General features: G+C 69.5%; 29 protein-coding genes. 12 read left to right on the forward strand and 17 right to left on the reverse strand.

What is annotated here, in order from left to right; all coding sequences use genetic code 11:
* Positions 1–29: 29 nt before the first annotated feature.
* Together ACYVJH_RS13245 and ACYVJH_RS13250 are read right to left on the reverse strand one after the other, a co-directional pair.
* Entirely contained in the window at positions 30–3,107 is a 3,078-nt protein-coding gene (locus ACYVJH_RS13245) for a diguanylate cyclase (protein WP_460455220.1), read from the reverse strand.
* A 129-nt stretch (positions 3,108–3,236) separates the two neighbouring features.
* Entirely contained in the window at positions 3,237–4,619 is a 1,383-nt protein-coding gene (locus ACYVJH_RS13250; RefSeq protein ID WP_460455120.1) for an L-serine ammonia-lyase, read from the reverse strand.
* Positions 4,620–4,706: 87 nt separating this feature from the next.
* On the opposite strand from ACYVJH_RS13250, the gene ACYVJH_RS13255 reads away from it, so the two are divergent.
* Entirely contained in the window at positions 4,707–4,937 is a 231-nt protein-coding gene (locus tag ACYVJH_RS13255; RefSeq protein ID WP_460455121.1) for a glutaredoxin family protein, read from the forward strand.
* Here ACYVJH_RS13255 and ACYVJH_RS13260 read toward each other — a convergent pair.
* Genes ACYVJH_RS13260 through ACYVJH_RS13270 form a run of 3 tightly spaced genes read right to left on the reverse strand, consistent with a single transcriptional unit; the run spans position 4,934 to position 6,667 of the window.
* Positions 4,934–5,479 (reverse strand): YceI family protein, encoded by a 546-nt coding sequence (locus ACYVJH_RS13260; RefSeq protein ID WP_460455122.1) that lies wholly within the window; start codon positions 5,477–5,479, stop codon positions 4,934–4,936. The genes ACYVJH_RS13255 and ACYVJH_RS13260 overlap by 4 nt on opposite strands.
* Positions 5,479–6,063, reverse strand: a complete 585-nt coding sequence (locus ACYVJH_RS13265; protein ID WP_460455123.1) for a cytochrome b — start codon at positions 6,061–6,063, stop codon at positions 5,479–5,481. The genes ACYVJH_RS13260 and ACYVJH_RS13265 overlap by 1 nt, the downstream gene beginning before the upstream one ends.
* Complete coding sequence (locus tag ACYVJH_RS13270) at positions 6,041–6,667, reverse strand: YceI family protein (RefSeq protein WP_460455124.1); 627 nt, start codon at positions 6,665–6,667, stop codon at positions 6,041–6,043. Before ACYVJH_RS13270 ends, ACYVJH_RS13265 begins: the two co-directional genes overlap by 23 nt.
* Before the next feature lie 273 nt (positions 6,668–6,940).
* Between ACYVJH_RS13270 and ACYVJH_RS13275 the strand changes: the two genes are divergently transcribed.
* Positions 6,941–8,440 (forward strand): ATP-binding protein, encoded by a 1,500-nt coding sequence (locus tag ACYVJH_RS13275; protein ID WP_460455125.1) that lies wholly within the window; start codon positions 6,941–6,943, stop codon positions 8,438–8,440.
* Here ACYVJH_RS13275 and hemE read toward each other — a convergent pair.
* The 4 genes from hemE to ACYVJH_RS13295 are packed head-to-tail and all read right to left on the reverse strand — an operon-like array spanning position 8,437 to position 11,451.
* Complete coding sequence (hemE, locus tag ACYVJH_RS13280; protein WP_460455126.1) at positions 8,437–9,519, reverse strand: uroporphyrinogen decarboxylase; 1,083 nt, start codon at positions 9,517–9,519, stop codon at positions 8,437–8,439. The two genes, ACYVJH_RS13275 and hemE, sit on opposite strands and share 4 nt — an antisense overlap.
* Before the next feature lie 25 nt (positions 9,520–9,544).
* Complete coding sequence (locus ACYVJH_RS13285) at positions 9,545–9,799, reverse strand: WGR domain-containing protein (RefSeq protein ID WP_460455127.1); 255 nt, start codon at positions 9,797–9,799, stop codon at positions 9,545–9,547.
* A 36-nt stretch (positions 9,800–9,835) separates the two neighbouring features.
* On the reverse strand, positions 9,836–10,915 hold the full coding sequence (gene aroB, locus ACYVJH_RS13290; RefSeq protein WP_460455128.1) for a 3-dehydroquinate synthase: 1,080 nt from the start codon (positions 10,913–10,915) through the stop codon (positions 9,836–9,838).
* Complete coding sequence (locus ACYVJH_RS13295; protein ID WP_460455129.1) at positions 10,912–11,451, reverse strand: shikimate kinase; 540 nt, start codon at positions 11,449–11,451, stop codon at positions 10,912–10,914. The genes aroB and ACYVJH_RS13295 overlap by 4 nt, the downstream gene beginning before the upstream one ends.
* On the opposite strand from ACYVJH_RS13295, the gene ACYVJH_RS13300 reads away from it, so the two are divergent.
* Together ACYVJH_RS13300 and ACYVJH_RS13305 are read left to right on the forward strand one after the other, a co-directional pair.
* Entirely contained in the window at positions 11,450–12,343 is an 894-nt protein-coding gene (locus ACYVJH_RS13300; protein ID WP_460455130.1) for an NAD-dependent epimerase/dehydratase family protein, read from the forward strand. The two genes, ACYVJH_RS13295 and ACYVJH_RS13300, sit on opposite strands and share 2 nt — an antisense overlap.
* Positions 12,344–12,393: 50 nt before the next feature.
* Entirely contained in the window at positions 12,394–12,600 is a 207-nt protein-coding gene (locus ACYVJH_RS13305) for a dodecin family protein (protein WP_460455131.1), read from the forward strand.
* On the opposite strand, the gene ACYVJH_RS13310 is transcribed toward ACYVJH_RS13305, so the two are convergent.
* On the reverse strand, positions 12,593–13,408 hold the full coding sequence (locus ACYVJH_RS13310) for a kinase (RefSeq protein WP_460455132.1): 816 nt from the start codon (positions 13,406–13,408) through the stop codon (positions 12,593–12,595). The genes ACYVJH_RS13305 and ACYVJH_RS13310 overlap by 8 nt on opposite strands.
* A 35-nt stretch (positions 13,409–13,443) precedes the next feature.
* Between ACYVJH_RS13310 and pdxH the strand changes: the two genes are divergently transcribed.
* Positions 13,444–14,061 (forward strand): pyridoxamine 5'-phosphate oxidase, encoded by a 618-nt coding sequence (gene pdxH / locus ACYVJH_RS13315; RefSeq protein WP_460455133.1) that lies wholly within the window; start codon positions 13,444–13,446, stop codon positions 14,059–14,061.
* Entirely contained in the window at positions 14,058–14,852 is a 795-nt protein-coding gene (locus ACYVJH_RS13320) for an ABC transporter substrate-binding protein (RefSeq protein ID WP_460455134.1), read from the forward strand. The genes pdxH and ACYVJH_RS13320 overlap by 4 nt, the downstream gene beginning before the upstream one ends.
* A 40-nt stretch (positions 14,853–14,892) precedes the next feature.
* On the opposite strand, the gene ACYVJH_RS13325 is transcribed toward ACYVJH_RS13320, so the two are convergent.
* The 6 genes from ACYVJH_RS13325 to ACYVJH_RS13350 all read right to left on the reverse strand — a co-directional run bounded on the left by ACYVJH_RS13325 (position 14,893) and on the right by ACYVJH_RS13350 (position 19,908).
* Complete coding sequence (locus ACYVJH_RS13325; RefSeq protein WP_460455135.1) at positions 14,893–15,897, reverse strand: phosphotransferase family protein; 1,005 nt, start codon at positions 15,895–15,897, stop codon at positions 14,893–14,895.
* A gap of 55 nt (positions 15,898–15,952) precedes the next feature.
* Positions 15,953–17,167, reverse strand: a complete 1,215-nt coding sequence (locus ACYVJH_RS13330; RefSeq protein ID WP_460455136.1) for an acyl-CoA dehydrogenase family protein — start codon at positions 17,165–17,167, stop codon at positions 15,953–15,955.
* Between the two features lie 7 nt (positions 17,168–17,174).
* Positions 17,175–17,858, reverse strand: a complete 684-nt coding sequence (locus ACYVJH_RS13335; protein ID WP_460455137.1) for a histidine phosphatase family protein — start codon at positions 17,856–17,858, stop codon at positions 17,175–17,177.
* The gene (locus ACYVJH_RS13340) at positions 17,855–18,286 is read right to left on the reverse strand and encodes a DUF4426 domain-containing protein (protein ID WP_460455138.1); all 432 of its coding nucleotides are present in this window, start codon (positions 18,284–18,286) and stop codon (positions 17,855–17,857) included. The genes ACYVJH_RS13335 and ACYVJH_RS13340 overlap by 4 nt, the downstream gene beginning before the upstream one ends.
* Positions 18,287–18,367: 81 nt before the next feature.
* Positions 18,368–19,186, reverse strand: a complete 819-nt coding sequence (gene proC / locus ACYVJH_RS13345; RefSeq protein ID WP_460455139.1) for a pyrroline-5-carboxylate reductase — start codon at positions 19,184–19,186, stop codon at positions 18,368–18,370.
* Between the two features lie 26 nt (positions 19,187–19,212).
* The gene (locus tag ACYVJH_RS13350; protein WP_460455140.1) at positions 19,213–19,908 is read right to left on the reverse strand and encodes a YggS family pyridoxal phosphate-dependent enzyme; all 696 of its coding nucleotides are present in this window, start codon (positions 19,906–19,908) and stop codon (positions 19,213–19,215) included.
* A gap of 86 nt (positions 19,909–19,994) precedes the next feature.
* Here ACYVJH_RS13350 and ACYVJH_RS13355 point away from each other — a divergent pair, with 86 nt between their 5' ends.
* The 6 genes from ACYVJH_RS13355 to ACYVJH_RS13380 all read left to right on the forward strand — a co-directional run bounded on the left by ACYVJH_RS13355 (position 19,995) and on the right by ACYVJH_RS13380 (position 25,094).
* On the forward strand, positions 19,995–21,032 hold the full coding sequence (locus ACYVJH_RS13355) for a type IV pilus twitching motility protein PilT (RefSeq protein ID WP_188665045.1): 1,038 nt from the start codon (positions 19,995–19,997) through the stop codon (positions 21,030–21,032).
* Between the two features lie 80 nt (positions 21,033–21,112).
* Positions 21,113–22,243, forward strand: coding sequence for a PilT/PilU family type 4a pilus ATPase (locus ACYVJH_RS13360; RefSeq protein ID WP_460455141.1), 1,131 nt, complete (start codon positions 21,113–21,115; stop codon positions 22,241–22,243).
* A gap of 5 nt (positions 22,244–22,248) precedes the next feature.
* Entirely contained in the window at positions 22,249–23,073 is an 825-nt protein-coding gene (locus ACYVJH_RS13365) for a hypothetical protein (protein WP_460455142.1), read from the forward strand.
* 37 nt (positions 23,074–23,110) lie between these two features.
* Positions 23,111–23,674 carry a YqgE/AlgH family protein gene (locus ACYVJH_RS13370; protein WP_460455143.1) on the forward strand — a complete coding sequence of 188 codons (564 nt, stop codon included), beginning with the start codon at positions 23,111–23,113 and terminating at the stop codon, positions 23,672–23,674.
* A complete protein-coding gene (gene ruvX / locus ACYVJH_RS13375; protein WP_460455144.1) occupies positions 23,671–24,135 on the forward strand; it encodes a Holliday junction resolvase RuvX in 465 nt (154 codons plus the stop codon). Before ACYVJH_RS13370 ends, ruvX begins: the two co-directional genes overlap by 4 nt.
* Positions 24,132–25,094, forward strand: a complete 963-nt coding sequence (locus ACYVJH_RS13380) for an aspartate carbamoyltransferase catalytic subunit (RefSeq protein WP_460455145.1) — start codon at positions 24,132–24,134, stop codon at positions 25,092–25,094. Before ruvX ends, ACYVJH_RS13380 begins: the two co-directional genes overlap by 4 nt.
* Positions 25,095–25,134: 40 nt before the next feature.
* Here ACYVJH_RS13380 and ACYVJH_RS13385 read toward each other — a convergent pair whose 3' ends face one another.
* On the reverse strand, positions 25,135–26,001 hold the full coding sequence (locus ACYVJH_RS13385; RefSeq protein WP_460455146.1) for an energy transducer TonB: 867 nt from the start codon (positions 25,999–26,001) through the stop codon (positions 25,135–25,137).

Below are 26,001 nucleotides of genomic sequence, written 5' to 3' on the forward strand. Positions count from 1 at the left end.
GGGAGCATAGGCCGGCTGCCCGCGCGGGACTAGTGGCGCGCCCCACCGGGGGGCAGCTTGAGTTTGTCCGAGGCCAGCAGGTCCAGCCGGCCGGCATCGAGCAGGACGTCGGGGTCGCCGCGCAGGGCCTCCTGCAGCTGCCCCAGGTCGGTGTCCGTCCGGGCGCGGAAGGCCGCCCAGCCGTTCCGGCCGTTCGCCTTCACGTAGTACAGGGCCCGGTCGGCCATCTCGATCATCTGCTCCCAGCCAAGACCGCCGCGGGCGTCGCGGAACAGCGGGCATTCGATGAAGCCCACCGAACAGGTGATGCGCAGGGGCTCGGAGCCGCCGATGTCAAAGCGGTGTTCCGACACCGAAGCGCAGATGCGGTCGCCCAGCATCGGCAGGTGCCGGTTAGGCATGGGCCGGAAGACGATCAGGAATTCCTCGCCGCCCCAGCGCGCGATGTAGTCGCCGGTGCGCACCATCTGGCCCAGCACCTGCGCCACCTGCTGCAGCACCCGGTCACCTGCCTGGTGGCCGTGGTTGTCGTTGACGTCCTTGAAGTGGTCGATGTCGATCAGGGCGAACACCATGACTTCGTCGGCCGATCCGCGGCGCACCGTCTCACGGTCGTAGTAGGCGATGTCGGCGGGAATCTGGTTGGCCAGGTAACGTCGGTTGCGCAAGCCCGTCAGCGGATCGGTCTGGCTGGCTTCCTCGAGCCGGTGGTTGGCTACTTCCAGCGCCTCGGTGCGCTGGCTTACCAGCAGCTCCAGGGCCTGGCGCTGGCGCCGGTGCTTGCCCAACTGGCGCCGGTAACCGGCGTAGACGATGCTGGCGGCCAGGCCGGCCAGCAGCCAGTAGAACAACGGCGTTTCATGGAACCGGGGCTGGATGCGGAAACCGACCTGGGCCGGCGCCGGGCTCCAGGCGTCGGCGTTGTTGGAGCCTTCGGCTTCGAACACGTAGGCGCCGGGCGGAAGGTTGGTGTAGTTGACGTTGCGCCGGGTCGGGTCCTCGAGCGTGCGCCAGTCGGCGTCGTAGCCAACCAGGCGATAGCGCAGTTCGACGCTCTTTGGATCCTGCAGGCTGAGCACGGTGAACTCGAAGGCCAGGTCGCGCTGGTTCGGCGCCAGCTGCCAGTCGGCACCGGCGTCGGCGGGGCGCCACTGGCCACCGACCTGGATACGCTCGATCACCGTGCGTGGTGCCGTCGAATTCTTGACGATGCCGCGTGTGGCCATGGCCACCACGCCGTCGCGGGTGGGCAGCCAGAGCTCGCCGCGTTCGATGAAGCCCTTGGCGTTGCCCGCGCCGTTGCAGCAAAAGCCCTTCTGGCCACCCCGGCGGTCGCCGCGTTCGTTGAGCAGCATTTCGCCGCGCACGTCCTCGCGCCGGCCAGCTGCGACGTCGGTCATGTCCTGCAGCAATACGCGGTGCACGCCGCGGATGCCGGCCACCCACAGGTAACCGTCCTCACCATCGGTAATGAAGAACGGCGAGTTCACCGGCATGCCCAGGCTGGCGTCGAACGCGTGCCAGCGGCCATCCTGAAGCATGAATATCTCCTCGGACAGCGCACCGATGAGCAGGCGCCCGTCGGGCAGCTCGTGGATGGCCGTCACGTCCAGGTCGCTGCGCAGACCCGTGTCCAGGCCAAGCGGTACTAGCTGTTCGTCCTGGAATTCGTAAAGGCCCGACTGGGTGCCCACCAGCAGCCGGCCGTCGCGGGTTTCGTGCAGCACCCGGGTGCGCGGGTCGCGCAGCCCCTGGGCCGCCGCAAAACCGACCAGGCCGTCGCGGGTCAGTCGGAACAGGCCCGCGGTGCTGGCGAACCAGAGGGCGCCGCGCTGGTCGCGCAGGATGCCGTTGACCTGGGCGCTGCGCATCGGGGCCAGCACGGCCGGAAGTTCCAGGTCCTTGCCGTTGCGCAGCACGGCAACGCCGCGACGGGTACCTATCCAGATGGCGTCGCGCTCGGGCAACAGGGTATAGGCGTTGGGGTGGGGCAGGTCGGCGCCGGCGATGACTTCCCTGAAGCCGCCGTCCTGCATGACGCTCAGGCCACTGTTGGTGCCGACCCACAGCTGGCCTTCCTCGCCACGCGCCACGGACCACACGATCTGGTCCTGCAGGCCTTCGAAGTTGCTGTAGCGGCGGGTCCAACCGTTCCAGACCCGGGTGATGCCTTCCCACTGCGAACCCAGCCAGAGGCTGCCCTCGCGGTCCTCGAACATCGCGCGCACGGCCGAGCCCATGGGGTCGTTGCGGATCATTTCGGTGACGCGGCCTGCGCGCAGCCGCGCCAGGTCGTCGACCATGCCGACCCAGAGGTTGCCGTCGCGGTCCTCGTATATCGATTCGATGGGGGTGTGGGCCAGGCGCTGGTCGCCTTCGAAGCGGACCCACTGGTCGCGTTCGCGGAAGAACAGGCCGTTGCTGGTTGCCGCCCACAGGCGCCCGTGGGCGTCGAGCAGCTGGGTCACCACGGTGTCGTCGTCGCCGTCGGGCAAGGGCAGCAACTGGGTGTCCCCGGCGGAGATCCGGTAGACCCGGCCACGGCTGCCGACCCACAGGTCCTCGCCACGCGCCAGCAGGGCGGTGGCCGGGCGGGGCAAGGGGTGCAGCAGGGTGAGCTCCTCGCCGGTGGCCCTGTAGACGCCATCCGGTGCAGCAACCATCAGCTCGCCCGAGGGCATGGCCTCGATGTCGGTGGTGTCGATTGCGCGGCCAGGTTCGTCGCCGGCCACGGGGATCGTCCGGAACTGGCCGTCTTCGTAGAGGCTCATGCCCCGGTAGGTGGCGATCCAGAGTTGATCGCCGTTGCCGACGTGCAGGTCATGGATCCAGATACCGCGCAGGCCCGGGGTGGTCTCGGGGTTGAACGCCTTGAAACGGATGCCGTCGAACCGTGCCAGGCCGGCCTGGGTGCCTACCCACAGGTAGCCGGTGCGGTCCTGGGTGATCGCCAGGGCGCTGATCTGCGGCAGCCCTTCCTCGATGCTCCAGTTGTTGCGGACGTAGTGGTGGAAGGACTTGTCGGGGTCCAGGGCCAGGACATTGCCCGCCAGCAGCAGCATCAGCAGCAGTGTGGGCAGGGCGGTCAGCTGCGGGACGCGGCGCATCGGGGGCACGGCGGGGTCCGGGGCGGGCATGGACTGACTATTACGCCCCGGGCACGGGCAGGGCAAGCCTTGATTGCTACTTTCGTGACGCTTGATCCACTTGCAGGACCGTTGTCCCTTCCCAGGCTGTCAGCATTCGATGACGTTGACGGCCAGGCCGCCGCGCGACGTTTCCTTGTACTTGTCCTGCATATCGCGGCCGGTATCGCGCATGGTCTTGATGACCTTGTCCAGCGACACCTTGTGCTTGCCGTCGCCACGCAGGGCCATGCGCGAGGCGTTGATGGCCTTCACGGCGCCCATGGCATTTCGTTCGATGCAGGGGATCTGCACCAGGCCGCCGATCGGATCACAGGTCAGTCCCAGGTTGTGTTCCATGCCGATCTCGGCGGCGTTCTCGACCTGGCCCGGGCTGCCGCCCAGGGCCGCCACCAGACCGCCGGCGGCCATCGAGCAGGCCACGCCGACTTCGCCCTGGCAGCCGACCTCGGCGCCCGAAATCGAGGCGTTTTCCTTGTAGAGGATGCCGATCGCGGCGGCGGTGAGCAGGAAATCGAAGATGCCCTTCTCGCTCGAACCGGGGCAGAAGCGGTCGTAATAGTGCAGGACGGCCGGGATGATGCCGGCCGCGCCGTTGGTGGGCGCGGTGACCACCCGGCCCCCGGCGGCATTTTCCTCGTTCACGGCCAGGGCGTAGAGGTTCACCCAGTCGAGCACGGTCAGCGGGTCGCGCATGCCGGCTTCGGGCTTGGACGACAGCTCGGCGTGCAGGCTGGGCGCACGCCGTGCCACGTGCAGGCCGCCGGGCAGGGTGCCCTTCTCGCGGATGCCGCGAGCCGTGCAGTCCTGCATGGCCTGCCAAAGCTCGCGCAGGCCCTGCAGCACTTCGGCCTCGGGCCGCCAGGCGGTTTCGTTGGCCAGCATCAGCGCGGCGATGCCCAGGCCACTTTCTTCGCAGCGGCGCAGCAGTTCGTCGCCGGAGTGGAAGGGGTAGGGCAGTTCGGTGGTGTCGGCGACGATCCGGTCTTCGGCGGCTTCTTCGGGGTTGACCACGAAACCACCGCCGACCGAGTAGTAGTCGCGGGTGGCGAGTTCGGCGCCGTCGGCGTCGTAGGCGGTGAACCGCATGCCGTTGGTGTGGAAGGGCAGCTTCTGGCGTTTGTTGAGCACCAGGTCCTGCTTCTCGTCGAAGCGGATTTCGTGTTTGCCCAGCAGGTTGATCTTCTTCTGCTTGCGGATGCGTTCAAGCGCGGCCGGGATCACGTCGGGGTCGATCTGGTTCGGCCAGTGGCCTTCCAGGCCCATCAGCACGGCCTTGTCGGTGCCGTGGCCGCGGCCGGTCAGCGCCAGCGAGCCGAAGACTTCGGCGCGCACGCGCGCGGTGCGTTCGAGCACGCCCTTGTCGTCCAGCCAGTGGCTGGTGAAGCGCGCGGCCGCACGCATGGGCCCGACCGTGTGCGAGGACGAGGGGCCGATGCCGATCTTGAAGAGGTCGAAGACGCTGACTGCCATGTCGGGCCGGGTTCCGTTCCTGTAGGGGCGCTTGTGGGTCGTATTCTATGCGCCTTGCCCGCCAGGCGACTGTACGGCCCCGAACTGATGCCCCCGTCCCTCACCCTCATCCAACGCGACGACTGCCACCTGTGCGACCAGGCCTGGGAGGTGATGGCCGCCGCCGGCGTGCCTGATTTCGACCCACTGTGGATAGACGACGACCTGGGCCTGCAGGCGCGCTACGGCGAACGGATCCCGGTGCTGCGGCGCGAGGACACGGGCGCGGAGCTCGACTGGCCCTTCGACGCGGCCCGCCTGCGGACCTTCCTGGCCTAGGCCTTTGGCTGCAGCTCGAGGCGGGTGAGCACCTCGACGTCGTTGGGCAACAGCTCGGTGTCGGCCCAATCGCCTTCGCCGACACCAAAATCCAGGCGCTTGAGCGTGGCCCGGCCTTCGAGCACGGCGGGCGTTCCCGGCGTCCAGGTGAAGTCCAGCGGCACCGGCCGGCTTTCGCCATTGAGCGTGAGCGTGCCTTCGGCGCGGAAGCGGTTGCCGCCCAGCGCCGTGAAACGGCTGGCCTGGTAACGCGCCTCGGGCTGCTCGCCGGCATTGAAGAAGTCCGGGCCCACCAGCATCTCGTCGCGCTCGAGGTTGTCGGTGCTGGCGCTGGCCAGGGCGATGCGCACGTCGAAGCGGCTGCCGGCCAGGTCGGTCGGGTCGAAGCGGATGGCCGGGTCAAAGCGGGCGAAGCGGCCCTCGAAGGTGTCTCCCATGTAGACGGCCTTGAAGCCCAGCGTCGAATCCTGGCTGGCGCTGAAGTCGGCGGCGACGGCGGGGGTGCCGGCCAGTGCGGCGAGTAGCAGGAGCAGGCGTTTCATCAGGTGTCCTTGCGTTCGGGCGAGGCGCCATCGGGCGGCGCCAGGCCGGGCAACATGCGCGACAGGGTGGCATCGCGGTCGAAGTAGTGGTGCTTGAGCGCGGCCGCCGCGTGCACGGTGACGATGATCGCCAGGGCGATGAAGAGCCACTCGTGCATGCCCAGGGCGAACGCCTTCACGTCGGGGTCGTAGCCGCTGAGCTTGGGCAGGCTGAACAGACCGAACCACTTGAGCGGAAAGCCCGAGGCCGAGTTGTACAGCCAGCCGCTGAGCGGCATCGCCAGCAGGATGACGTACAGCGCGGCGTGCGAGGCCTGCGCCGCGAGCTGCTGCCAGCGGGCCATGCCCGCCACCGGCGCCGGCGCACCGGCGACCAGGCGCCAGAGCAGGCGCAGCACGGTCAGGGCCAGCACGGTCAGCCCGAAGCTCTTGTGCAGCGCATAGACCTCGATCTTGGTCGGCGAGTTCGCCAGTTCCTGCATGATCAGGCCCACCACGACCAGCGAAAGCACCATCAGCAGGGTCAGCCAGTGGATGGAGATGCTTACCCAGCCCCAGCGTTCAGTCGTGTTGCGGGTCGGCATCTTCTTTCTCCTGGTCCGGTGACGGGGTGTAGCGTACCGCTTCGGCCTGGATTTCCAGCTGCACGCGCTGGCCGACCACGTTGGGCCATTCAGCCATGCCGAAATCGCGACGGTCCAGCACCGCCGTGGCGCTGAAACCGGCGGTCCGGCGGAACGTGAGCGGATTGCGTGCCAGCTTGTTCAGGCGCACGTCCAGGATGACCTCGTGGGAAACGTTCCTGAGCGTGAGTTCGCCGGTGACTTTCAGCTGGTCTTCGCCGCTGGCTTCGACCCGGGTGGAAACAAAACGCGCGACCGGCTGGTCCTGCGCATCCAGCCAGGTCGACGAGAGCAGCTTGTCGCGCCAGCCGCTGTCGCCGATCTCCAGCTTTCCCAGCGGGATCTGCACGTCCAGGCGGAAGCCCGACCAGTCGTCGGGGTCGAAGGACAGTTCGCCCTGCACGTCGGGGAAGATGCCCAGGGCCTGCGAAAAGCCTGCGTGCTCGACGCGGAAAAGCACGCGGGTGTGCACCGGATCCAGGCGCCAGGGCTCGACCGCGGCGACAGCGGGAGCGCTGCCGCTAAGCAGGACCAGACAGAACAGCAATTTCCGAACTCGATTCATCCGTTTTCGGACCTCTGTGGCTCGGGCAGGTGGTTAGTCTAGGCCGCATCCACTCCCGGAGGGGCGATGCGGCCGTCTTCACCACTGCAACATTGCGTGGCCATCGCAGCGGCCCTGCTGGTGGGACTGGGCGTTCCCGGCCCTGGCGCGGCGGCCTTGCAGGGCCTGGATCCTGCGACTGGCGGGTTGCCTGGCGCCGCGCCGCCGGCACCGGCCATCGGAACGGCACAGCTGCGGGGCAGGCCACGACGCGGGTTGCCGACGACGGGCGCAGTGGTTCGCCTGCACCCGGAGGATCGCGAGCTGCGCCTGGGCGTGCGCCTGGCGGTGTCCGGCGATGCTTCGACGCAGCGCTTCCGGTTCCGGCTTGAAGGCCACGACCCGGACTGGGTCGAACTGGGAGCCGACGGCGTCCGCGTATTTCCGAGCCTGGCGCCTGGGCGTTACCTGCTGCATGTCAGCGGCGCGGCGGCACGTGGCCAATGGTCCGAAGCACGCAGCCTCACCGTGCTGGTCGATCCCCCCTGGTGGGCCACGCGCGGCGCGCTGGCCGGCTTGGGCCTGGCGCTGATGGCGGCGCTGTCGGCGATGGCCCTGGTCCATCGCGCCCGCGTGCGCCGTCGGGAGGCCTGGCGGCTCGCGCGCGCCCGCCAGCATCTGGCTGAACAGCATTCCGAGGCCAAGACCCGCTTCCTGGCCGCGCTGGGGCACGAAATCCGCACCCCGATGACCGGCGTGCTTGGCATGGCCGAGCTGCTGCAGGGCAGCGCCCTCGACGAACAGCAACGGGCGCGCGTGGACGCCATCCAGGGCGCGGGCCGGCACCTGCTGCGATTGGTCAACGACACCCTGGACCTGGCGCGCATCGAGGCCGGCAAGCTCGTGCTCGAGGACGCGCCCTTCGCCCTGCGCCCGCTGCTGGACGAGCTGGCCGCGCTGCTGCGGCCGTTGGCGGAGGCCAAGGGCCTTGCCTTCCACCTGCGCTGCGACGGCGACGTGCCGGCTGGTCTTCGCGGGGACGCCACCCGCGTGCGCCAGATCCTGCTCAACCTCGCCAGCAACGCGATCAAGTTCTGCGAGCGCGGCGAACTGGCCATCCACTGCAGCCGACGCGATCCGGTCGGCGTGGTGATCCACGTGTGCGATACCGGTCCAGGCCTGGCGGCGGACCAACAGGCCAGGCTGTTCCGCCGGTTCGAACAGGGCAGCGATGGGGCCAGCGGCAGTCGCTACGGCGGCAGCGGCCTGGGGCTGGCGATCAGCCAGGAGCTCGCCGCGGCGATGGGGGGCGCGATATCGGTGCGCAGTGAACCGGGCCGCGGCGCCAGTTTCCGGGTCGAACTGCCGCTGCCCGCTTCGTCGGCGGCGCGGCCACCGGTCGACGCGCCGCCGGTGCTGGTGGTGCCCGGTCGGCGGGTGCTGCTGGTCGAGGACGATCCGGTGGTGGCGGCGGTGGTGCAGGACCTGCTTCGCCAGCAGGGCCACGCGGTGGAGCACGCCGCCCACGGCCTGGCAGCGATGTCCGCGCTGGCCGCGGGATGCTTCGACCTGGCGATGCTGGACCTTGATTTGCCCGGCCTTGACGGCTTCGAGCTGGCGCGGCTGCTGCGCTCGCGCGGCGAAACGCTGCCGCTCATGGCGCTTACCGCACGTGCCGACGGCGAGGCGGAGCGCCAGGCGCTGGCCGCCGGCATGGACGGTTTCCTGCGCAAGCCGGTAACCGGCGCGATGCTGGCCGAGGCGCTGGCGGCGGTGCCGGCGCCGCCGGCTTAAGCGCGGCGGCTGTGCTGGTGCACGGCGTCGACCAGCACGCGCACGTGTTCGGGGTCCATGTCCGGCGACATGCCGTGGCCCAGGTTGAATACATGGCCTTCGCGCGAACCGCCGTTGGCAGCCGCGTAGTCGTCCAGCGCCCGCCCGGCCTCGGCGCGGATCACCTCGGGGGACGCATAGAGCGTGGCCGGGTCCAGGTTGCCCTGCAGCGCCACCTTGTTGCCGATCCTGCGGCGGGCCTCGCCCAGGCCCACGGTCCAGTCCACGCCAAGGCCTTCGGTGCCGCTGGCGGCCAGTTCCTCGAGATAAGGCGCGTTGCCCTTGCCGAACAGGATGAGGGGTGCGCGCGCCTTGCCTTCGCCGCGCGGAAGTTCGGCGGCGATGCGCTGCAGGTAACGCAGCGAAAATTCACGGTACAGGTGCGGCGCCATCACGCCGCCCCAGGTGTCGAAAACCTGCAGGGCCTGCGCGCCGGCCGCGTGCTGGGCCGCCAGGTAGGCGATTACCGCCTCGGTGGTGACTTCAAGCAGCCGGTGCAGCGCCGCCGGGTTGTTGAGCGCCAGCGACTTGATGCGCGCGAAGTCCTTGCTGCCGCCGCCTTCGACCATGTAACAGGCCAGGGTCCAGGGGCTGCCGGAAAACCCGATCAGTGGAACGGAACCGTCCAGCTCGCGGCGGATCAGGGCGACCGCGTCCATCACGTAGCGCAGCTCGCTGCCCATGTCGGGCACGGCCAGGCGGGCGATGTCGGCTTCGCTGCGCACCGGGTCCTTGAACTTCGGCCCCTCGCCTTCGACGAAATACAGGCCCAGGCCCATGGCGTCGGGCACGGTGAGGATGTCCGAGAACAGGATCGCCGCGTCCAGCGCATAACGCCGCAGCGGTTGCAGCGTGACTTCGCAGGCCAGCTCGGGGTTGGTGGCAAGGCCCATGAAACTTCCGGCCTTCTGGCGGGTGGCGCGATACTCGGGCAGGTAGCGTCCGGCCTGGCGCATCAGCCATACCGGCGTGCAGTCAACGGGTTCGCACCGAAGCGCGCGCAGGAAACGGTCGTTTTTTAGGCTCACTGGCTCATCCATCAGCGGGGCGCAGGCGCCCAATCAGTTACCGGGGCGCATGCGCGCCCTGGGCGAACATCACCTGGAAACCCTTGCGCACCTGCATGTCGCGGGCCTTCTCGAAGGCCGACACGGCGGCGTCGCGCTCCAGGAACTGTTCGCGGCGAAGCTGCGTCTTGCCGCCGATCTGGCCGGTCTCGCGCAGCAGGGTCCAGCCGCCCAGCAAGTCCTGCTGCAGGGTCAGCTGCACGAACTTGGGCGCTTCACCGGCATTGGGTTTTTGCTGTAGCAACAGGCGCATAAGACGGCAATTGTAGCCGCTCCCACGCCCCGCGGGTCAGGCGTCGAGTACGGCCAGGATGGCTTCGTCGGCGACGCCTTCCACCACCTCGGCCTGGCCGATGCCCCGCCACAGCACCAGCCGCAGCGCGCCCGACACCGCCTTCTTGTCCAGGCGCATGCGGGCCAGCAGCTCGTCCGGGGACAGGCCCGCCGGGACCGCCACCGGCAGGCCCAGGCGTTCGAGCAGGGCTGCAAGGCGCGCGGCGTCGGGCCAGGGCGCCCGGCCCAGTTCGGCCGACAGCCGCGCCGCCAGCACCATGCCCACGGCCACGGCCTCGCCGTGCAGCAGGCCGCCGTAGCCTTGCTGGGTTTCGATGGCGTGGCCGAAGGTATGGCCCAGGTTGAGCAACATGCGCTCGCCCTGTTCGGTTTCGTCGCGGGCGACGATTGCCGCCTTGTGCGCGCAGCAGCGGGCGATGGCTTCGGCCAGCGCCACCGGGTCGCGCGCCAGCAGGGCGTCGGCCTGGTCTTCGAGCCATGCGAAGAACGCGGCATCGCCCAGGGCGCCGTATTTCACGACTTCGGCCAGGCCGGCGCGCAGTTCGCGCTCGGGCAGGGTATCGAGCGTGGCGACATCGGCCAGCACGGCCGAGGGCTGGTGGAATGCACCGACCAGGTTCTTGCCCTGCGGCAGGTCCACGGCGGTCTTGCCGCCGACGGCGCTGTCGACCATCGCCAGCAGCGTGGTCGGCAACTGCACGAACCGCACCCCGCGCATCCAGCAGGCGGCGGCGAACCCGGCCAGGTCACCGACCACGCCGCCGCCCAGGGCCAGTACCGTGGTGTCGCGGCTGGCGCCCATGCCGGCCAGCGCGGCCATCACTTCGGCGAAACGGGCCAGGGTTTTTTCCTGTTCCCCCGGCGGCAGCACGCAGGTGTGCACCTGCTTTTCGCGCAGGGCTGCCTGCACCGGCGCCAGGTAATGCGGGGCGACGTTGCTGTCGGTCAGCACCAGCGCGTGCCGGCCGGTCACCAGGGCCGCCAGGGCCCCGGGCTGATCGAGCAGGCCGCGGCCTATGCGGATGGGATAACGCCGTTCGCCCAGCGCGACTTCGAGTTCATGATGGTTCTTCATGCGGCCTCCGGGCGGCGCCAATGGCGGCTCAGCTCGGTGTACAGACGTTCTGCGGCGGTGGCGACCGCCAGGCCGTCGGCGTTGAAGGGCAGGTCGGCCATGCCGGCGTACAGCGGCCCGCGCTGCGCGGCCAGGGCCTCGAGCCGTTCGCGCCGATCAGGCACGGCGAGAAGCGGCCGGCTGCGGTCGCGCGCCAGGCGCTCCAGCTGCTGGTCCACGCTCACCTGCAGGTAAACCACGAAGCCGCGTTCGCACAGCGCGCGGCGGTTGCCAGGGTCGAGCACGGCGCCACCGCCGGTGGCGACGACCTGGCGATCGCCCTGCATCACGTCGGCAATGAGCGCTGCCTCGCGCGCGCGGAAGCCCGGCTCACCTTCGAGTTCGAAGATCACCGGCACGGTGGCGCCCGTGCGTGCTTCGAGCGCGTGGTCGCAGTCGACGAAGACCAGGCCGAGCCGCTCGGCCAGCTTCTTTCCGATCGACGTCTTGCCCGCGCCCATGGGGCCGACGAGCACGAGGTTTGGCGCAGGGTTCATGGGGCGCGATGCTAGCATCCGGCGCATCGGCGACCGCGTGTCGCCCGGCTTGCAGGGAGCGGCGATGGGCGTTGGCGGACAATCCGGTCCGGTGGTGGTGGCGGGTGCCGGCGATGTCGGCGGCCGCCTGGCCGCGCGGCTTGCCGGGCAAGGCACCGACGTCCTGGCGCTGCGTCGCCGCCCGCCGTCGGCGGCGCCCAATGGCGTGCGTTCGCTGGCGGTGGACCTGGTGACCGGCGAGGGCCTGCAGGCCCTGCCGCGACAGGCCGCGGCGCTGGTCTTCTGCGCCGCGCCCGACCAGCGCGACGAAACCGCCTACCGGGCGCTGTACGTGGACGGCCTGGCCCGCCTGATGGCCACCTGCGAGGCGCCGCGGGTGCTGCTGGTCTCTTCCACCGCCGTCTACGGCGAACACCGCGGCGAGTGGGTGGACGAAAACACCCCGGCAATGCCGGTGGCCTTCAACGGCCGCGTATTGCGCCAGGCCGAGCGCCTGCTCGAAGGCCGCACCGGTGCCAGCACGCTGCGACTGTCGGGGCTCTATGGCCCCGGCCGCACGTCCCTGATACGGCGCGCGCTGACCGGCGATCCCGGCAGCCGTCGCTGGGGCAACCGCATCCACGTCCAGGACGCCGCCGACGCGCTGGCGCACCTGCTGGCCCTGGAAGAGCCCTCGCCGCTGTACCTGGGTAGCGACGACCGGCCCGCGCTCGATACCGAGGTGCTGGCCTGGCTGCGTGAAACGGCCGGGCAATTGCCGGTCGCCGCGCCCACGGACGGCCCCACCCAGGGCCGCCGGATCCGCAATGCGGCCTTGCGCGCGACTGGCTGGCAGCCGGCATTTCCGGACTACAGGGCGGGTTACCGGCCGTTACTCGGGCCGGGGGTATAGTCGGCCGGGCCTGATGAGGGCGTTTCACTCATAGTAAGAGGAGAAGCACCATGGGTACCGTAACCAAAGTTATCGAAGTCTCGTCGTCTTCCGCCAAGAGCGTCGAGGATGCCGTGCAGCTGGGCCTCAAGAAGGTCGCCAGCACCGTCAAGGGCATCAAGGGTGCCTGGGTGAACGAGGTCAAGGTCATCACCAGCGACGATGGCAGCATCACCGAGTGGCGCGTGAACATGCGCGTGAGTTTCGTCGTCAGCTGACCGGGCGACGGGCGGCGTCGAGCGTGAACAGCTCGTCCGCGATGGCCGGCAGCGTGCGTAGCGCCTGACGGCTGACCCGTTCGAAAAACAGTACGAACCGTTCGACCTGGGCCCGCGTCATCGCGCGGCGTCCCGGGTTGGCGGCCTGCAGCGTGCATTCCTGCTGCCAGCGCCATTCCGGCACCACCTCGAATCCAGGTCCGCGCAGCCAGGCCAGGTGGTCGATGCGTTCCCAGGCCGGACCGTAAGCGGCCAGCGCCCGGTTGCAGTAGCGCCGCCAGCTGCCGTCGGGGTCTTCGTCGCGCTCCAGCGCATTGATCGGTTCGGCCAGCGCCGCCTCGTCTTCGGCCGGCACCTTGTGGAACCAGCCTTCGAACACCACCAGCCTTGCGCCCGCCGGCGCCCGCGGCCAGCGCGAGGGCGGCAGGCGGCGGTCGGCGATCTTGTCGAATCGTGGCAGCGGCACCCGCTGGCCACCGCGCAGGCCGTCCAGGGTTTCCACCAGCAGGGCCAGGTCGTGGCTGCCCGGCGGGCCCCGCGTGGCCAGCAGCGGGTGGACCTGGCGGGCCAGGCGCTGGCGCTCGCGCCGGCCCAGGTAGAAGTCGTCGATCGACAGTACGACCACCGGCAGGCCGCGCCGGCGCGCCATCGCGGCGATGTCGGCGGCCAGGGTGGACTTGCCGGTGCCCTGCAGGCCGGTCAGGCCATAAACGGGCACGCGCGCGGGCAGGGCCAGGCCGTCGGCCAGGCGCGCGGCGATGAAGTCGGCGTGATGGTGTCCGTCGGTGGGCTGGGAAGGGCGGCTCATCGGCGCGACAATACGCCAAGCCCGAGGAACCCACGATGACCGACGCGAACCCAAGCGCCACCGATCCGCTGCTGGCCGAGGCCATGGCCACCTTCACCACGCTGCTGGCCGAAGCCACCGAGGCCGGCGACCCCGAGCCGACCGCGATGACCCTGGCGACGGCCGACGCCGAAGGCCGGCCGTCGGCGCGCACGGTACTGCTCAAGGCCTTCGACGCGCGCGGCTTCGTTTTCTACACCAACTTCGACAGCCGAAAGGGCCAGCAGCTGACCCAAAATCCCCACGCAGCCCTGTTGCTGCTCTGGAAAGCCCTGCGCGAGCAGGTGCAGGTCAAGGTCGAGGGCACGGTCGAGCCGGTGGCCCTGGCCGAGGCCGACGCCTATTTCGCCAGCCGGCCACGGCCCAGCCAGATCGGCGCCTGGGCGTCGCTGCAGTCGCAGACCATGCCGTCGCGCGAAACCTTCGAGTCGCGCGTGGCTGCGTTCGAGAAGAAGTTCGAGGGCGGCGATGTACCGCGTCCCCCGCACTGGTCGGGTTTCCGCGTAGTGCCCGAGCGCATCGAGTTCTGGTACGGCGCGCGCTATCGCCTGCACGAACGCCACCACTACGAGCGTATCGGCGAAGCCTGGACCAAACGGCTGCTGTACCCGTGAACACCGGGCCGCGCCGCATCGTCTGCCTCACCGAGGAACCGACCGAGGTCCTGTACGCCCTGGGCGAACAGGACCGTATCGTCGGCATCAGCGGCTTCACGGTGCGGCCGGCGCGGGCGCGCAAGGAAAAACCGAAGGTCAGCGCCTTCACCAGCGCCAAGGTCGGCGAGATCCTGAAGCTGCAGCCGGACCTGGTGATCGGCTTTTCCGACATCCAGGCCGACATCGCCGCCGAGCTGATCCGACAGGGCGTCGAGGTCTGGATCAGCAACCACCGCAGCGTCGATGGCATCGTTGATTACGTGCGCCGCCTGGGTGCGATGGTTGGCGCGGCAGAAGCCGCCCTGGCCTATGCCGACCGGCTGCAGGCGGGCATTGATGCGGTCACGGCGCAGGCGGCGACGCTGCCGCGCCGGCCAAAGGTATATTTCGAGGAATGGGACGAGCCGCGCATCAGCGGCATCCGCTGGGTGGCCGAACTGGTGCGCATCGCCGGCGGCGACGACATCTTCCCGGAGCTTGCGGCGCAGTCACTGGCCAAACACCGCATCCTCGCCGACGACGAACAGATCATTGCGCGCGCGCCCGACATCGTTTTCGGGTCCTGGTGCGGCAAGAAGTTCCAGCCGCGCAAGGTGGCCGAACGCCCCGGCTGGGAAAACGTGCCTGCCGTGCGCAACGGCCAGCTGCACGAAATCAAGTCGCCGATCATCCTCCAGCCCGGCCCTGCCGCCCTCACCGACGGCCTGAACGAACTCGCCCGGCACATCCACGCCTGGGCGGCGCAGTAGAAGCGTTGTCGCCGGGCGGGCCCGGGGCCAGGACCACCCCTCAGAGCGCCGATACACCCAGCCGGGCAAGCAGCGCGGTCATCTGGCCGGCCTGGGACGCCTGGTCGCTGGAGGCGTTGCCCTGTTGGGCGCGTTTGGCCACGCCCTGGGCGATGGCGGCGAGCCGGAAGAAGCTGAAGGCCAGCACGAAGGGCCAGTCGGCGGGCATCGGCTGGCCGCTGAGCTTGCAGTAACGTTCCAGCAGCGCCGCTTCTTCCGGGATGCCCAGCGCTGCGCGGTCCATGCCGGCCAGGCCGGGCAGGGCGGGGTTGCGCGGCAGGCGCAGCGCCATGCAGAAATAACCCAGGTCGGCCAGCGGATGGCCCAGGGTGCTCAGCTCCCAATCCACAACGGCCAGCAGGCGAGCCTGGCCGGGCGCGAACATCAGGTTGTCGATGCGGAAGTCGCCGTGCACCAGGGCCACGCGGCCGTCGTCGGCCGGGCAGCGCTCGTCCAGGGCACGCATCAGCCTGTCCATGTCGGGAATCGGCTCGATTTCACTGGCGCGGTACTGCTCGGACCAGCGGTGGATCTGGCGGCCGAAGTAGTTGCCGGGCTTGCCGTAGTCGCCCAGGCCGATCGCGGCCGGGTCCTGCGCGTGGAGGGCGGCCAGCACCGACGTGATCGCCTCGTAGTGCGCCGCCCGTTGTTCCGGCGTCATGCCGGGCAAGGACGGGTCCCAGTGCACTTCACCGGGGACGAAGGCCATCAGGTAGAAAACCGAGCCGATCACCGATTCATCGGTGCACAGGTGCAGCGGTTCGGCCACCGGAACCGGCCCGCCGTGCAAGGCCTGCAGCACGCGGAATTCGCGGTCCACCGCATGCGCCGACGGCAGCAGTTTTCCCGACGGCTTGCGCCGCAGCACGTACCTGCCGCTGGCGGCTTCGATCAGATACGTCGGGTTCGACTGCCCGCCCTTGAACTTGGTCGCCACCACCGGTCCCCGGAACCCCGGCACCTGCGTCTCGAGGTAGGTCGCAAGCTGGTCAGCGGGCAATTCCATGGGTCTCGGGTCCTTGCGGTGATTTTTTGCCGCGAAAGTCCGCGGCCGGGAAGAATCAGGTCCGCAGCATCGACCGGGCCAGCGACGCGATGTGCACTTCGTCGGGGCCATCGGCCAGGCGCAGGCTGCGGGCGCCGGCGTAGGCCTGGGCGAGGAAGTGGTCCTGGCACAGGCCGCCACCACCGTGGATCTGGATCGCGCGGTCGATCACCTGGCAGGCCATGCGCGGCGCGACGATCTTGATCATGCCGATCAGGTCCCTGGCGCCCTTGTTGCCATGGGCGTCGAGCGCCGCGGCCGCCTGCAGGGTGAGCAGGCGCGCCTGTTCGATTTCGCAGCGGCTAAGCGCGATCGCTTCCTGGGCCATGCCGTGGCCGCCCAGCGGCTTGCCAAAGGCTTCGCGGTGGCGCGCGCGATCGATCATCGCCTCCAGCGCGCGCTGGGCCAGGCCAATGAGCCGCATGCAGTGGTGGATGCGGCCCGGCCCCAGCCGTGCCTGGGCGATCTCGAAGCCGCTGCCCGGGGCGCCCAGCCGGTTGCCCACCGGTACGCGCACGTTGTCGAAAGCCAGCTCGACGTGGCCGTGCGGCGCATCGTCGTAGCCGAACACGGTAAGGGGCCGCACGATGCGCACGCCCGGCGTGTCCATCGGCACCAGCACCATGGACTGCCGCTTGTGCGCCGGTGCGTCGGGCTCGGTGACGCCCATCACGATCAGGATCGCGCAGCGCGGGTCGGCGGCGCCGGTGGTCCACCACTTGCGGCCATTGACGACGTAATGGTCGCCGTCGCGCACGATCGGCAGGGCGATGTTGGTGGCGTCGGAACTGGCCACGTCCGGTTCGGTCATGGCGAAGGCCGAGCGGATTTCCCCGGCCAGCAGCCGCGGCAGCCAGGGCGCCTGCTGCTCCGGCGTGGCGAAATGCATCAGCACTTCCATGTTGCCGGTGTCGGGCGCGCTGCAGTTGAACACCTCCGGTGCGTGCAGGGACCGTCCGGTGAGTTCGGCGATGGGGGCGTAGTCGAGGTTGCTCAGGCCCATGCCGCGCGATGGATCGGGCAGGAACAGGTTCCACAGTCCCAGGGCGCGCGCCTCGGCCTTCAGCGCCTCGAGCTGCGGCGGGATCGACCAGCGCGTGGCCGGGTCGGCGGCATGCGCGGCGAAAACCGCTTCGGCCGGCACGACGCGTTCGGCGACGAATCGCGCCACCTCCGCCTGCAGCTGCAGCGACCGGTCCGAAAAAGTGAATAGCGACGACGTCTGCTTCATGCCGGCCTCAATAATAGGTCCACAGTTCACGCTGGCCGTGAAGATGCGGTAGTGCGTTCCAGCTGCCCAGGCGCAGTCGCGGGCCGTGCGGATGGAATTCGCTCACCGCGCTGTTGCGCAGCGACAGGTTCAGTTCCACCGCGCGTTCGACCGGCACGTCCAGCGCCATCTGCGCCAGCCGGGAAATCACCCCGCCCGAACTGAGCACCAGGACCTCGCCGTCGCCGGCCAGGCCCTGCAGGCTTTGCCCTGCCCGGCGCACGCGGTCGCCGAAGGCTTCCCAGGTTTCCGGCATGCCCGGAAGTTCGTCGCGGGCCCAGGCCAGCAGCGCCGCCTGCAGCATGGCGGCGACGTCCCGCGGCTCGCCGCTGCGGCTGGCCAGCACCACCGGACTGTTGGCGTGGCGTTCGACGAACGCGCCAAACACGGCCTGGTGGTCGAATTCGGCGAATCCGGGGTCGCTGACGGCGTCGGGCAGGGCCAGGCCACGTTCGGCGAAGGCGTCGATCACGCCCTGCGCGGTCTGGGCGTGGCGGCGCATGCCACCCACCACCACCGCTTCGAAGCGGTGCCCGCCCTGGGCCAGCCAGTCGCCCAGGCGGCGCGACTGGATCTGCCCGCGTTCGGAAAGCTGGTCGTAATCGGCGGCCCCGAAGCTCGCCTGTCCATGGCGAACCAGCAGCAGGCTCACTGGGGGAAGAACTCCTGCCTGAATACCGCCGACATCGGGGCCTGGCCCTGGACGATTATCTCGATCTCGAAAGTGAGCGTGTCCTGGCCGTTGATGGGAGCTTCGCCCAGGTAATACAGGGCTTCGCCATCACGCACCTCGCGCATCTTCACGCCGTTGCGCTGGCCGGCCAGGTTGGTGGCCACGGCCAGCACCTGCGCCGGCACGGCGACGTCGGCGCCCGGCTCGCCGCGGCGTACCGAGACGTTCAGCAGGGCGCGGTTGGCTGAACGGGTGATGCCGTACTGGCGCGCCACCTCGGGCGTGAGCTGGGTGGTGGGCAGGGCGTTGTAATACACGCGCAGGTCGCCCACCCGCATCGAGTTGGCGCTGGCCGGTAGCGCAAGGGCGAAGAGCAGGGCGGCGGCGATCCAGGACTTCAGGCGCATGGTCGTGCTCCGTGCGGGTAGAGGGCAATCATCGCGCTATGCCCTGCCGCCGTCCATGACCGGACGACCGTGGGAGCGATTTCAGGAATTGCCGGAAAGTTCGCGGCCGCGGCGGGCGGCGGCGGCAACGGCCTCGTCCACCAGCCGGCGCAGGCCGTTGGCTTCGAAACTTTCGATCGCCGCCTGGGTGGTGCCGCCGGGCGAGGTGACGCGCTTGCGCAGGGTCGCGGCGTCTTCGCCGGTTTCCACCAGCATGCGGGCGGCGCCCAGCAGGGTCTGGTTGGCCAGGTCGCGGGCGGTGTCGGGGGACAGGCCCTGGGCGACGCCAGCGGCCTGCATGGCTTCGGCCAGCAGGAAAACATACGCCGGGCCGCTGCCCGACACCGCGGTGACAGCGTCCATCTGGGCTTCGTCCGGGATCCAGGCCGCCAGGCCGACCGCCGACATCAGCGAGCCGGCCAGTTCCCGGCCGGCGGCGGTGACGCGCGCATTGGCGTAAAGGCCGGTGGCGCCGGCGCCGAGCAGTGAAGGTGTGTTGGGCATCGTGCGCACCACGGCCTGGTCGCCGCCCAGCCACTGGTCGATCTGCGTGGTGGTGACGCCGGCCGCGATGGACACCACCAGCGGGTGCGCCCCGGCGGCCAGTCCGGCCAGTTCGGCGCAGACCGTGCGCATCACCTGCGGTTTCACCGAGAGCACCCAGGTGCCGGCGTCACGGGCGGCTTCGCTGGCGGTGGCGTGCACGCGCACGCCGAAGTCGCCGGCCAGTGCCTGGCGCAGTGGTTCCTGCGGCTCGGCCACGTGGATCGATGCGGCCGGCCGGCCCCGGGCGACCAGGCCGCCGATGAGGCTTCGGGCCATGTTGCCGCCGCCGATGAAGGCCAGGGTGTCTTGGGTCATGGAGGCTCCTTGATGCCGGAAAGGGGTCAGTCGCGGGCAGGTGCGGCGCGTGGCCCGAACAGCGCGGTGCCGATGCGCACCATGGTCGCGCCCTCGGCAATGGCGAGTTCGAAATCGTCGCTCATGCCCATGGACAGGGTATCGGCTCCGGGGTGGTCGGCGGCCAGCTGGTCGAACAGGACGCGCATCCGCCGCAGCGTCTCGCGCCGCCGCGTAGGGTCGGGATGCGGTTCGGGGATGGCCATCAGGCCGCGCAGGCACAGGTTCGGCGCGGCCGCCACCAGCGCGGCGAGCCTGCCCACGTCCTCGGGGGCGCAGCCGGACTTGCTGGCTTCGCCGTCCACGTTCACCTGCAACAGCACGTTCAGCGGCGGCCGGCCGGCGGGCCGGGCCCGGTCCAGCGCCGCCACCAGCTTGGGCCGGTCCAGCGACTGCACCCAATCGAAGGCCTCGGCCGCTTCACGGCACTTGTTCGACTGCAGGTGGCCGATCAGGTGCCATTCCAGGCCCAGCGCCGCCAGTTCGCCGGCCTTGGCCGCACCCTCGCGCACGTAATTTTCGCCGAAGGCACGCTGGCCGGCGGCCGCCAGGGCACGCACCTCGCCGGCGGTCCGGGTCTTGGAAACGGCCAGCAGCCGGACGGCCCGTGGCCGCCCCGCCAGCTTTGCCGCGTTTTCAATGGTTTGCAGGACACCGCGTAGGGTCTGTTCCGGCGTTTCCATGGGTGGCATTGCCTTCTGTGGTTGGCGCTATACTGCCCCGGGAACGTGCGGTCGCCCATCCGATCAAGCGCCAAGGGGACACAGTAATGGACATCGCCGAACTTCTGGCATTCTCGGTAAAGAACAAGGCCTCCGACCTGCATCTGTCGGCCGGCCTGCCGCCCATGATCCGCGTGGACGGCGACGTACGCCGCATCAACATTCCGGCGCTGGACCACAAGCAGGTGCACGCGCTGGTCTACGACATCATGTCGGACAAGCAGCGGCGCGATTTCGAGGAGTTCCTCGAGGTCGACTTCTCCTTCGAGATTCCCGGCCTGGCGCGCTTCCGCGTCAACGCCTTCAACCAGAACCGCGGCGCCGGCGCCGTGTTCCGTACCATTCCCAGCCAGATCCTCTCGCTCGAGGAGCTGGCGACGCCCAAGATCTTCACCGAGCTGATCAACCAGCCCCAGGGCCTGATCCTGGTGACCGGCCCGACCGGGTCGGGCAAGTCCACCACGCTGGCCGCGATGGTCGACCACATCAACAAGAACGAATTCGGCCACATCCTCACCGTCGAGGACCCGATCGAATTCGTGCACACCTCGCAGAAGTGCCTGGTGAACCAGCGCGAAGTGCACCGCGACACGCACGGCTTCAACGAAGCCCTGCGTTCGGCGCTGCGTGAAGACCCCGACTACATCCTGGTCGGCGAAATGCGCGACCTGGAAACCATCCGGCTGGCGCTCACCGCGGCCGAAACCGGCCACCTGGTGTTCGGCACCCTGCACACCTCGTCGGCGGCCAAGACCATCGACCGCATCATCGACGTCTTCCCCGCGGGCGAGAAGCCGATGGTGCGCTCCATGCTGTCCGAGTCGCTGCGCGCGGTCATCTCGCAGTCCCTGCTCAAGAAGGTGGGCGGCGGCCGCATGGCGGCGCACGAGATCATGGTGGCCACCCCGGCCATCCGCAACCTGATCCGCGAGGACAAGGTCGCGCAGATGTACTCGTCCATCCAGACCGGCCAGCAGTACGGCATGCAGACGCTGGACCAGTGCCTGCAGGACATCGTCAAGCGTGGCCTGGTCACCAAGATGCAGGCGCGGGACTACGCCAAGGAAAAGAAACTTTTCGACTGACGTCGCCGCCGGAAGGGGGCTGGCAGGACGCCGCGTGACACGTTCCCCGGGCCAAGGCCCGGGGGCAATCAGGAGCTAGCATGAGCAGCATTGATTTCACCTCCTTCCTGAAGCTGATGGCCCACAAGAAGGCGTCCGACCTTTTCATCACGGCCGGCGTGCCGCCGTCAATGAAGGTCAACGGCAAGCTTTCGCCCATCACCCAGAACCCGCTCACCCCGCAGCAGTCGCGTGACCTGGTGCTCAACGTCATGAACCCCTCGCAGCGCGAGGAGTTCGAAAAGACCCACGAGTGCAACTTCGCCATCGGCGTGTCCGGTGTCGGCCGTTTCCGTGTGTCCTGTTTCTACCAGCGAAACCAGGTCGGCATGGTGTTGCGTCGCATCGAAACGCGCATCCCCACGGTGGAGGAGCTCTCCCTGCCGCCGGTCATCAAGACCCTGGCGATGACCAAGCGCGGCATCATCCTGTTCGTCGGCGCCACCGGCACCGGCAAGTCCACCTCGCTGGCAGCCATGATCGGCTACCGCAACATGAACTCCTCGGGCCACATCATCACCATCGAGGACCCGATCGAGTTCGTGCACAAGCACGAGGGCTGCATCATCACCCAGCGCGAAGTCGGCATCGACACCGACAGCTGGGAAGCGGCGCTGAAGAACACCCTGCGCCAGGCGCCCGACGTCATCATGATCGGCGAGGTGCGCACCCGCGAAGGCATGGACCACGCCATCGCCTTCGCCGAAACCGGCCACCTGGTGCTGTGCACCCTGCACGCCAACAACGCCAACCAGGCGATGGACCGCATCATCAACTTCTTCCCGGAAGACCGCCGCAGCCAGCTGCTGATGGACCTTTCGATGAACCTCAAGGGCGTTGTCGCCCAGCAGCTCATTCCCACCCCCGACGGCAAGTCGCGTCGTGTGGCGATGGAAATCCTGCTCGGCACGCCGCTGGTCCAGGACTACATCCGCGACGGCGAGATCCACAAGATCAAGGACGTCATGAAGGAGTCGACCAACCTGGGCATGAAGACCTTCGACCAGGCGCTGTTCGAGCTCTACCAGGCCGGTGAGATCAGCTACGAAGACGCCCTGCGCTTCGCCGACTCGGCCAACGAGGTCCGCCTGAAGATCAAGCTGGCCCAGGGTGGCGATGCCCGCACCCTCAGCCAGGGCCTGGATGGCGTGGAGCTTTCCGAAGTCAAATAGCCGACGTGCCTGCGAAGGCGGCATTTCTGGCCGTGGCGCTCGCGGCGTCCGGTTCGTCCGGCGCCGCGAACCTGCGTCCGCTCGACCCCTGGAGCCTGTCGCTGGGTGTCTTCGACACCCACAGCGACACCACGCTGCGCGCCAGCGCACGAAGCGGCGATTACAGCGCCGGTGGCCACGTCAACCTCGAGCGCGACCTCGGCCAGGACCGGCGCCAGCCGGTCACCCAGGCGCGCCTGGACCTGCTGGTGGGCACCCACGGCGGGTTCGGCCTGGAATATTTCGGCTTCGAGCGTGGCAACACCCTGCGCCTGGCCCGCGACATCGAATACGGCGGCCGCACCTACGCCGCCACCGCCGAACTGCGCAGCCGCTTCGACTACGACTTCTCAAGCGCGACCTGGCGCTGGTGGCTGGGCGAGGGCGAAACGGCCTGGGGGCTGGGACTGGGCGTCGCGCACTACCGGGTGCGCACCCTCTTCGAAGGCGAAGCCAGCGTCGACGGCGTGAGGGTGGACGGGCGGGTGGCCAGCGACGACCGCGCCTTCGCCCCGCTGCTGAACCTGGGCTGGCGGCACGCCGTGAACGACCGGCTGCGCCTGTACGCGGAAATTTCCGGGGTGGCCCGCAACGGTGGCCGGCTCAGCGGCCACATCGTCGAAACCTCGCTGGGCCTGGAATGGTTCCCCTTCGAGCGCCTGGGCCTGGCGCTGGAATACGGCGGCACCCAGATACGGCTCGACCGCCGCCGGGTTGGCGAAGCGGGCCGGCTCGATGCCCGGCTCGACCTGAAGCTGCGCGGACCGTCCCTGCTGCTGCGCCTGCGCTGAGCGCCGGCGGGCGCCGGCCGCGCGTTAGACTGTGCGCATGTCCGCGCACCGGTCCCTCGCCGAACACTTCCTGATCGCCATGCCGGCGCTGGATGACCCGAACTTCTTCCGTTCGGTCACCCTGGTCTGCCAGCACGACCAGGACGGCGCCATGGGCCTGGTGGTGAACTTGCCCTCGGACTTTAGCCTGGGCGAAATGCTGGCGCAGATGCAGCTGCCCACCGCCGACCTGGTGCTGGCTTCCCAGGAGGTCCTTGCCGGTGGCCCGGTGCATCCCGACCGTGGTTTCGTGCTGCACGACGACCCGCGCGAGTGGCCGTCAACGCTGCGCCTGGCCAATGGCCTGGCGATCACCACCTCGCGCGAAATCCTCGAGTCCACGGCCAAGGGCGAGGGCCCGGCCAGGCTGCTGGTGGCCCTGGGTTACGCCGGCTGGGAAGCCGGCCAGCTGGAGGACGAACTGGCCGCCAACAGCTGGCTGACGGTGCCGGCGGAAAAAGCGGTGCTGTTCGACACGCCGATGGCCGGGCGCTGGCACGCCGCGGCGCGCTGCCTGGGCGTGGACATCGACCGCCTGGCCGACTACGCCGGCCACGCATGACCAGCCCCGTGACCCTGTTGGCCTTTGACGTCGGCGCCCGCCGCATCGGCGTGGCCCTGGGAAACACTGTGTCGGGCACCGCCCGGGAGCTGGGGGTGCTTGACGTGCGCGAGGCCGGCCCGGACTGGGCGCGCCTGGACCAGTGGATCAAGGAATGGCGCCCCGACGCCCTGGTGGTCGGCGACCCGGCGACGCTCGATGGGGGCGACCAGCCCGCCCGCCAGCGTGCCCGCGGTTTTTCGCGCGAACTTGCCCGGCGATATGGCCTGGAGGTGCATGCTGTGGACGAACGCAGCAGTTCGGTCGAAGCATCCCGCCGCTTTGCCGCCGGCCGCGCCGCCGGCACCCGCAAGCGCCACCAGGCCGAACAGATCGACGCCCTGGCCGCCGTGATCATCCTTGAACGCTGGCTCGCCGACCCCGGTTCCCACCTTCCCCCGATGCCCCAAGCCCACTCATGAACCACGATTTCCAGCTGACGTCCGACGGTCGCCTGCGCCACCTGCTCAGCCTCGATGGCCTGCCGGCGCCCCTGCTGCGGCAATTGCTCGACCAGGCCGAGCTGCTGCTCCCGCACGCGCACGCCGGAACCGGCGCGCGCAGCCGGCACCCGGGCCGGACCTGCTGCACGCTGTTTTTCGAACCGTCCACGCGCACCCGCAGCAGCTTCCAGCTGGCCGCGACCCGGCTGGGCATGGACGTGCTGAATTTCGACGTGGCGACGTCCTCGACCAAGAAGGGCGAGTCGGCGCTCGATACGCTCAAGACCATCGAGGCCATGGGCGTGGACGTGTTCGTGATCCGCCACGCCGACGATGGGGCCGTGGCCGAACTGGCTGCCGGTGCCCGCCCGGGCACCCGGGTCATCAACGCCGGCGACGGGCGGGCGGCGCACCCGACCCAGGGCCTGCTGGACATGCTGACGCTGCGCCAGCACAAGGGTGATGATTTCAGCGCACTCAAGGTGCTGGTGGCCGGCGACGTCAAACATTCACGGGTGGCGCGCTCGGACCTGCACGCCCTGCGGGCGCTTGGCTGCGGCGAGATCCGGGTCTGCGGTCCGGAAAACCTGCTGCCGGGCGGGGCGGAACTGGCCGGCTGCCGGGTGCTGCAGGATTTCGACGAGGCCGTGGCCGGGGTGGATGCGGTGATCATGCTGCGGCTGCAGCGCGAGCGCATGGAGCAGGGGCTGGTGCCGTCGCTGGAAGGCTATTACCGCGACTTCGGCCTGTCCCCGGACCGCCTGGCCCGCGCGGCCCCGGACGCGATCGTGATGCACCCGGGTCCGATGAACCGCGGCATCGAGATCGACGGCAGCGTCGCCGACGGCCCGCAGTCGGTCATCCTGCAGCAGGTCGCCAACGGCGTGCCCATCCGCATGGCCGCCATCGACCTCCTCCTGGGCGCCGACTCCCGCTAGCCCCCTGGGAGGGGCTGAAGTCCCGATCCCAGAGAGCGCGTCAGTCCGACAGGACGTTGCCGTTCTGGAATTGCCAGGTGCGGGTGATGTGCAGCACGTCGACGCGTTCTGCGGTTTCGGGCAGGGGCGGGAAGGGTTCGGCCAGGCGCACGATGCGCATCGCCGCCTGGTCCAGGATGCCCAGGCCCGAGCTGCTGTTGAGCAGCACGTTCTCGATGCTGCCGTCGCGGCGTACCGCCACCGTCATCACCAGACGGCCCGACAGCCCGCGGCTGCGGGCTTCTTCCGGGTAATTGAGGTTGCCCACGCGCTCGACCCGGGCCACCCAGGCGCGCAGGTAGGCCGCGTATTCGTATTCCCGGGTGCTGGCCGAGACGAATTTGCGCTTCGGCCGCTTGGCCAGCAGCTGCTGCCGGCGTTCGATCTCGGCCGCCAGCCGGGCCATTTCCAGACTTTGTTCCACCAGCTCCTGGCCGGTCGGCAGGGGGTCGGTATGGGTCTCACGCTGGTCTTCGGGCTGCGGCAGCAGCTCGCTGCTGGGCCCGGTGGTGGTGAGCAGCCGGGGCACCGGCTCCGGCTCGGGCGGCGGCGCCTGCGCCACCAGGGGCTCCGGGGCCAGGCCCTGGTCGGGCTTGGGCACCGGGGCCAGTTGCTCCTCGCGCGGCCGCTCGGCCCGGTCGCTGTCGCCGCCGCCCTGGTTGTTGGCCTGGGCGATGAAATCGGCGTCCTCGGGCGGCGTGTCGCTGCGGGTCTCGGTCAGGATCACGTCCAGGGTCGGCGCCACCGGCGCCGGCGGGTCCAGGGCGAAGCCCACGCCCAGGATCAGCACCCCGAACAGGATCGCCGACAGCGCCAGGGTGGCGCCGAGCCGGTCTCCGGGGCCGGTGCCGGGGCGGGCGGGCGTCAT

This window comes from Arenimonas aestuarii, assembly GCF_054781715.1.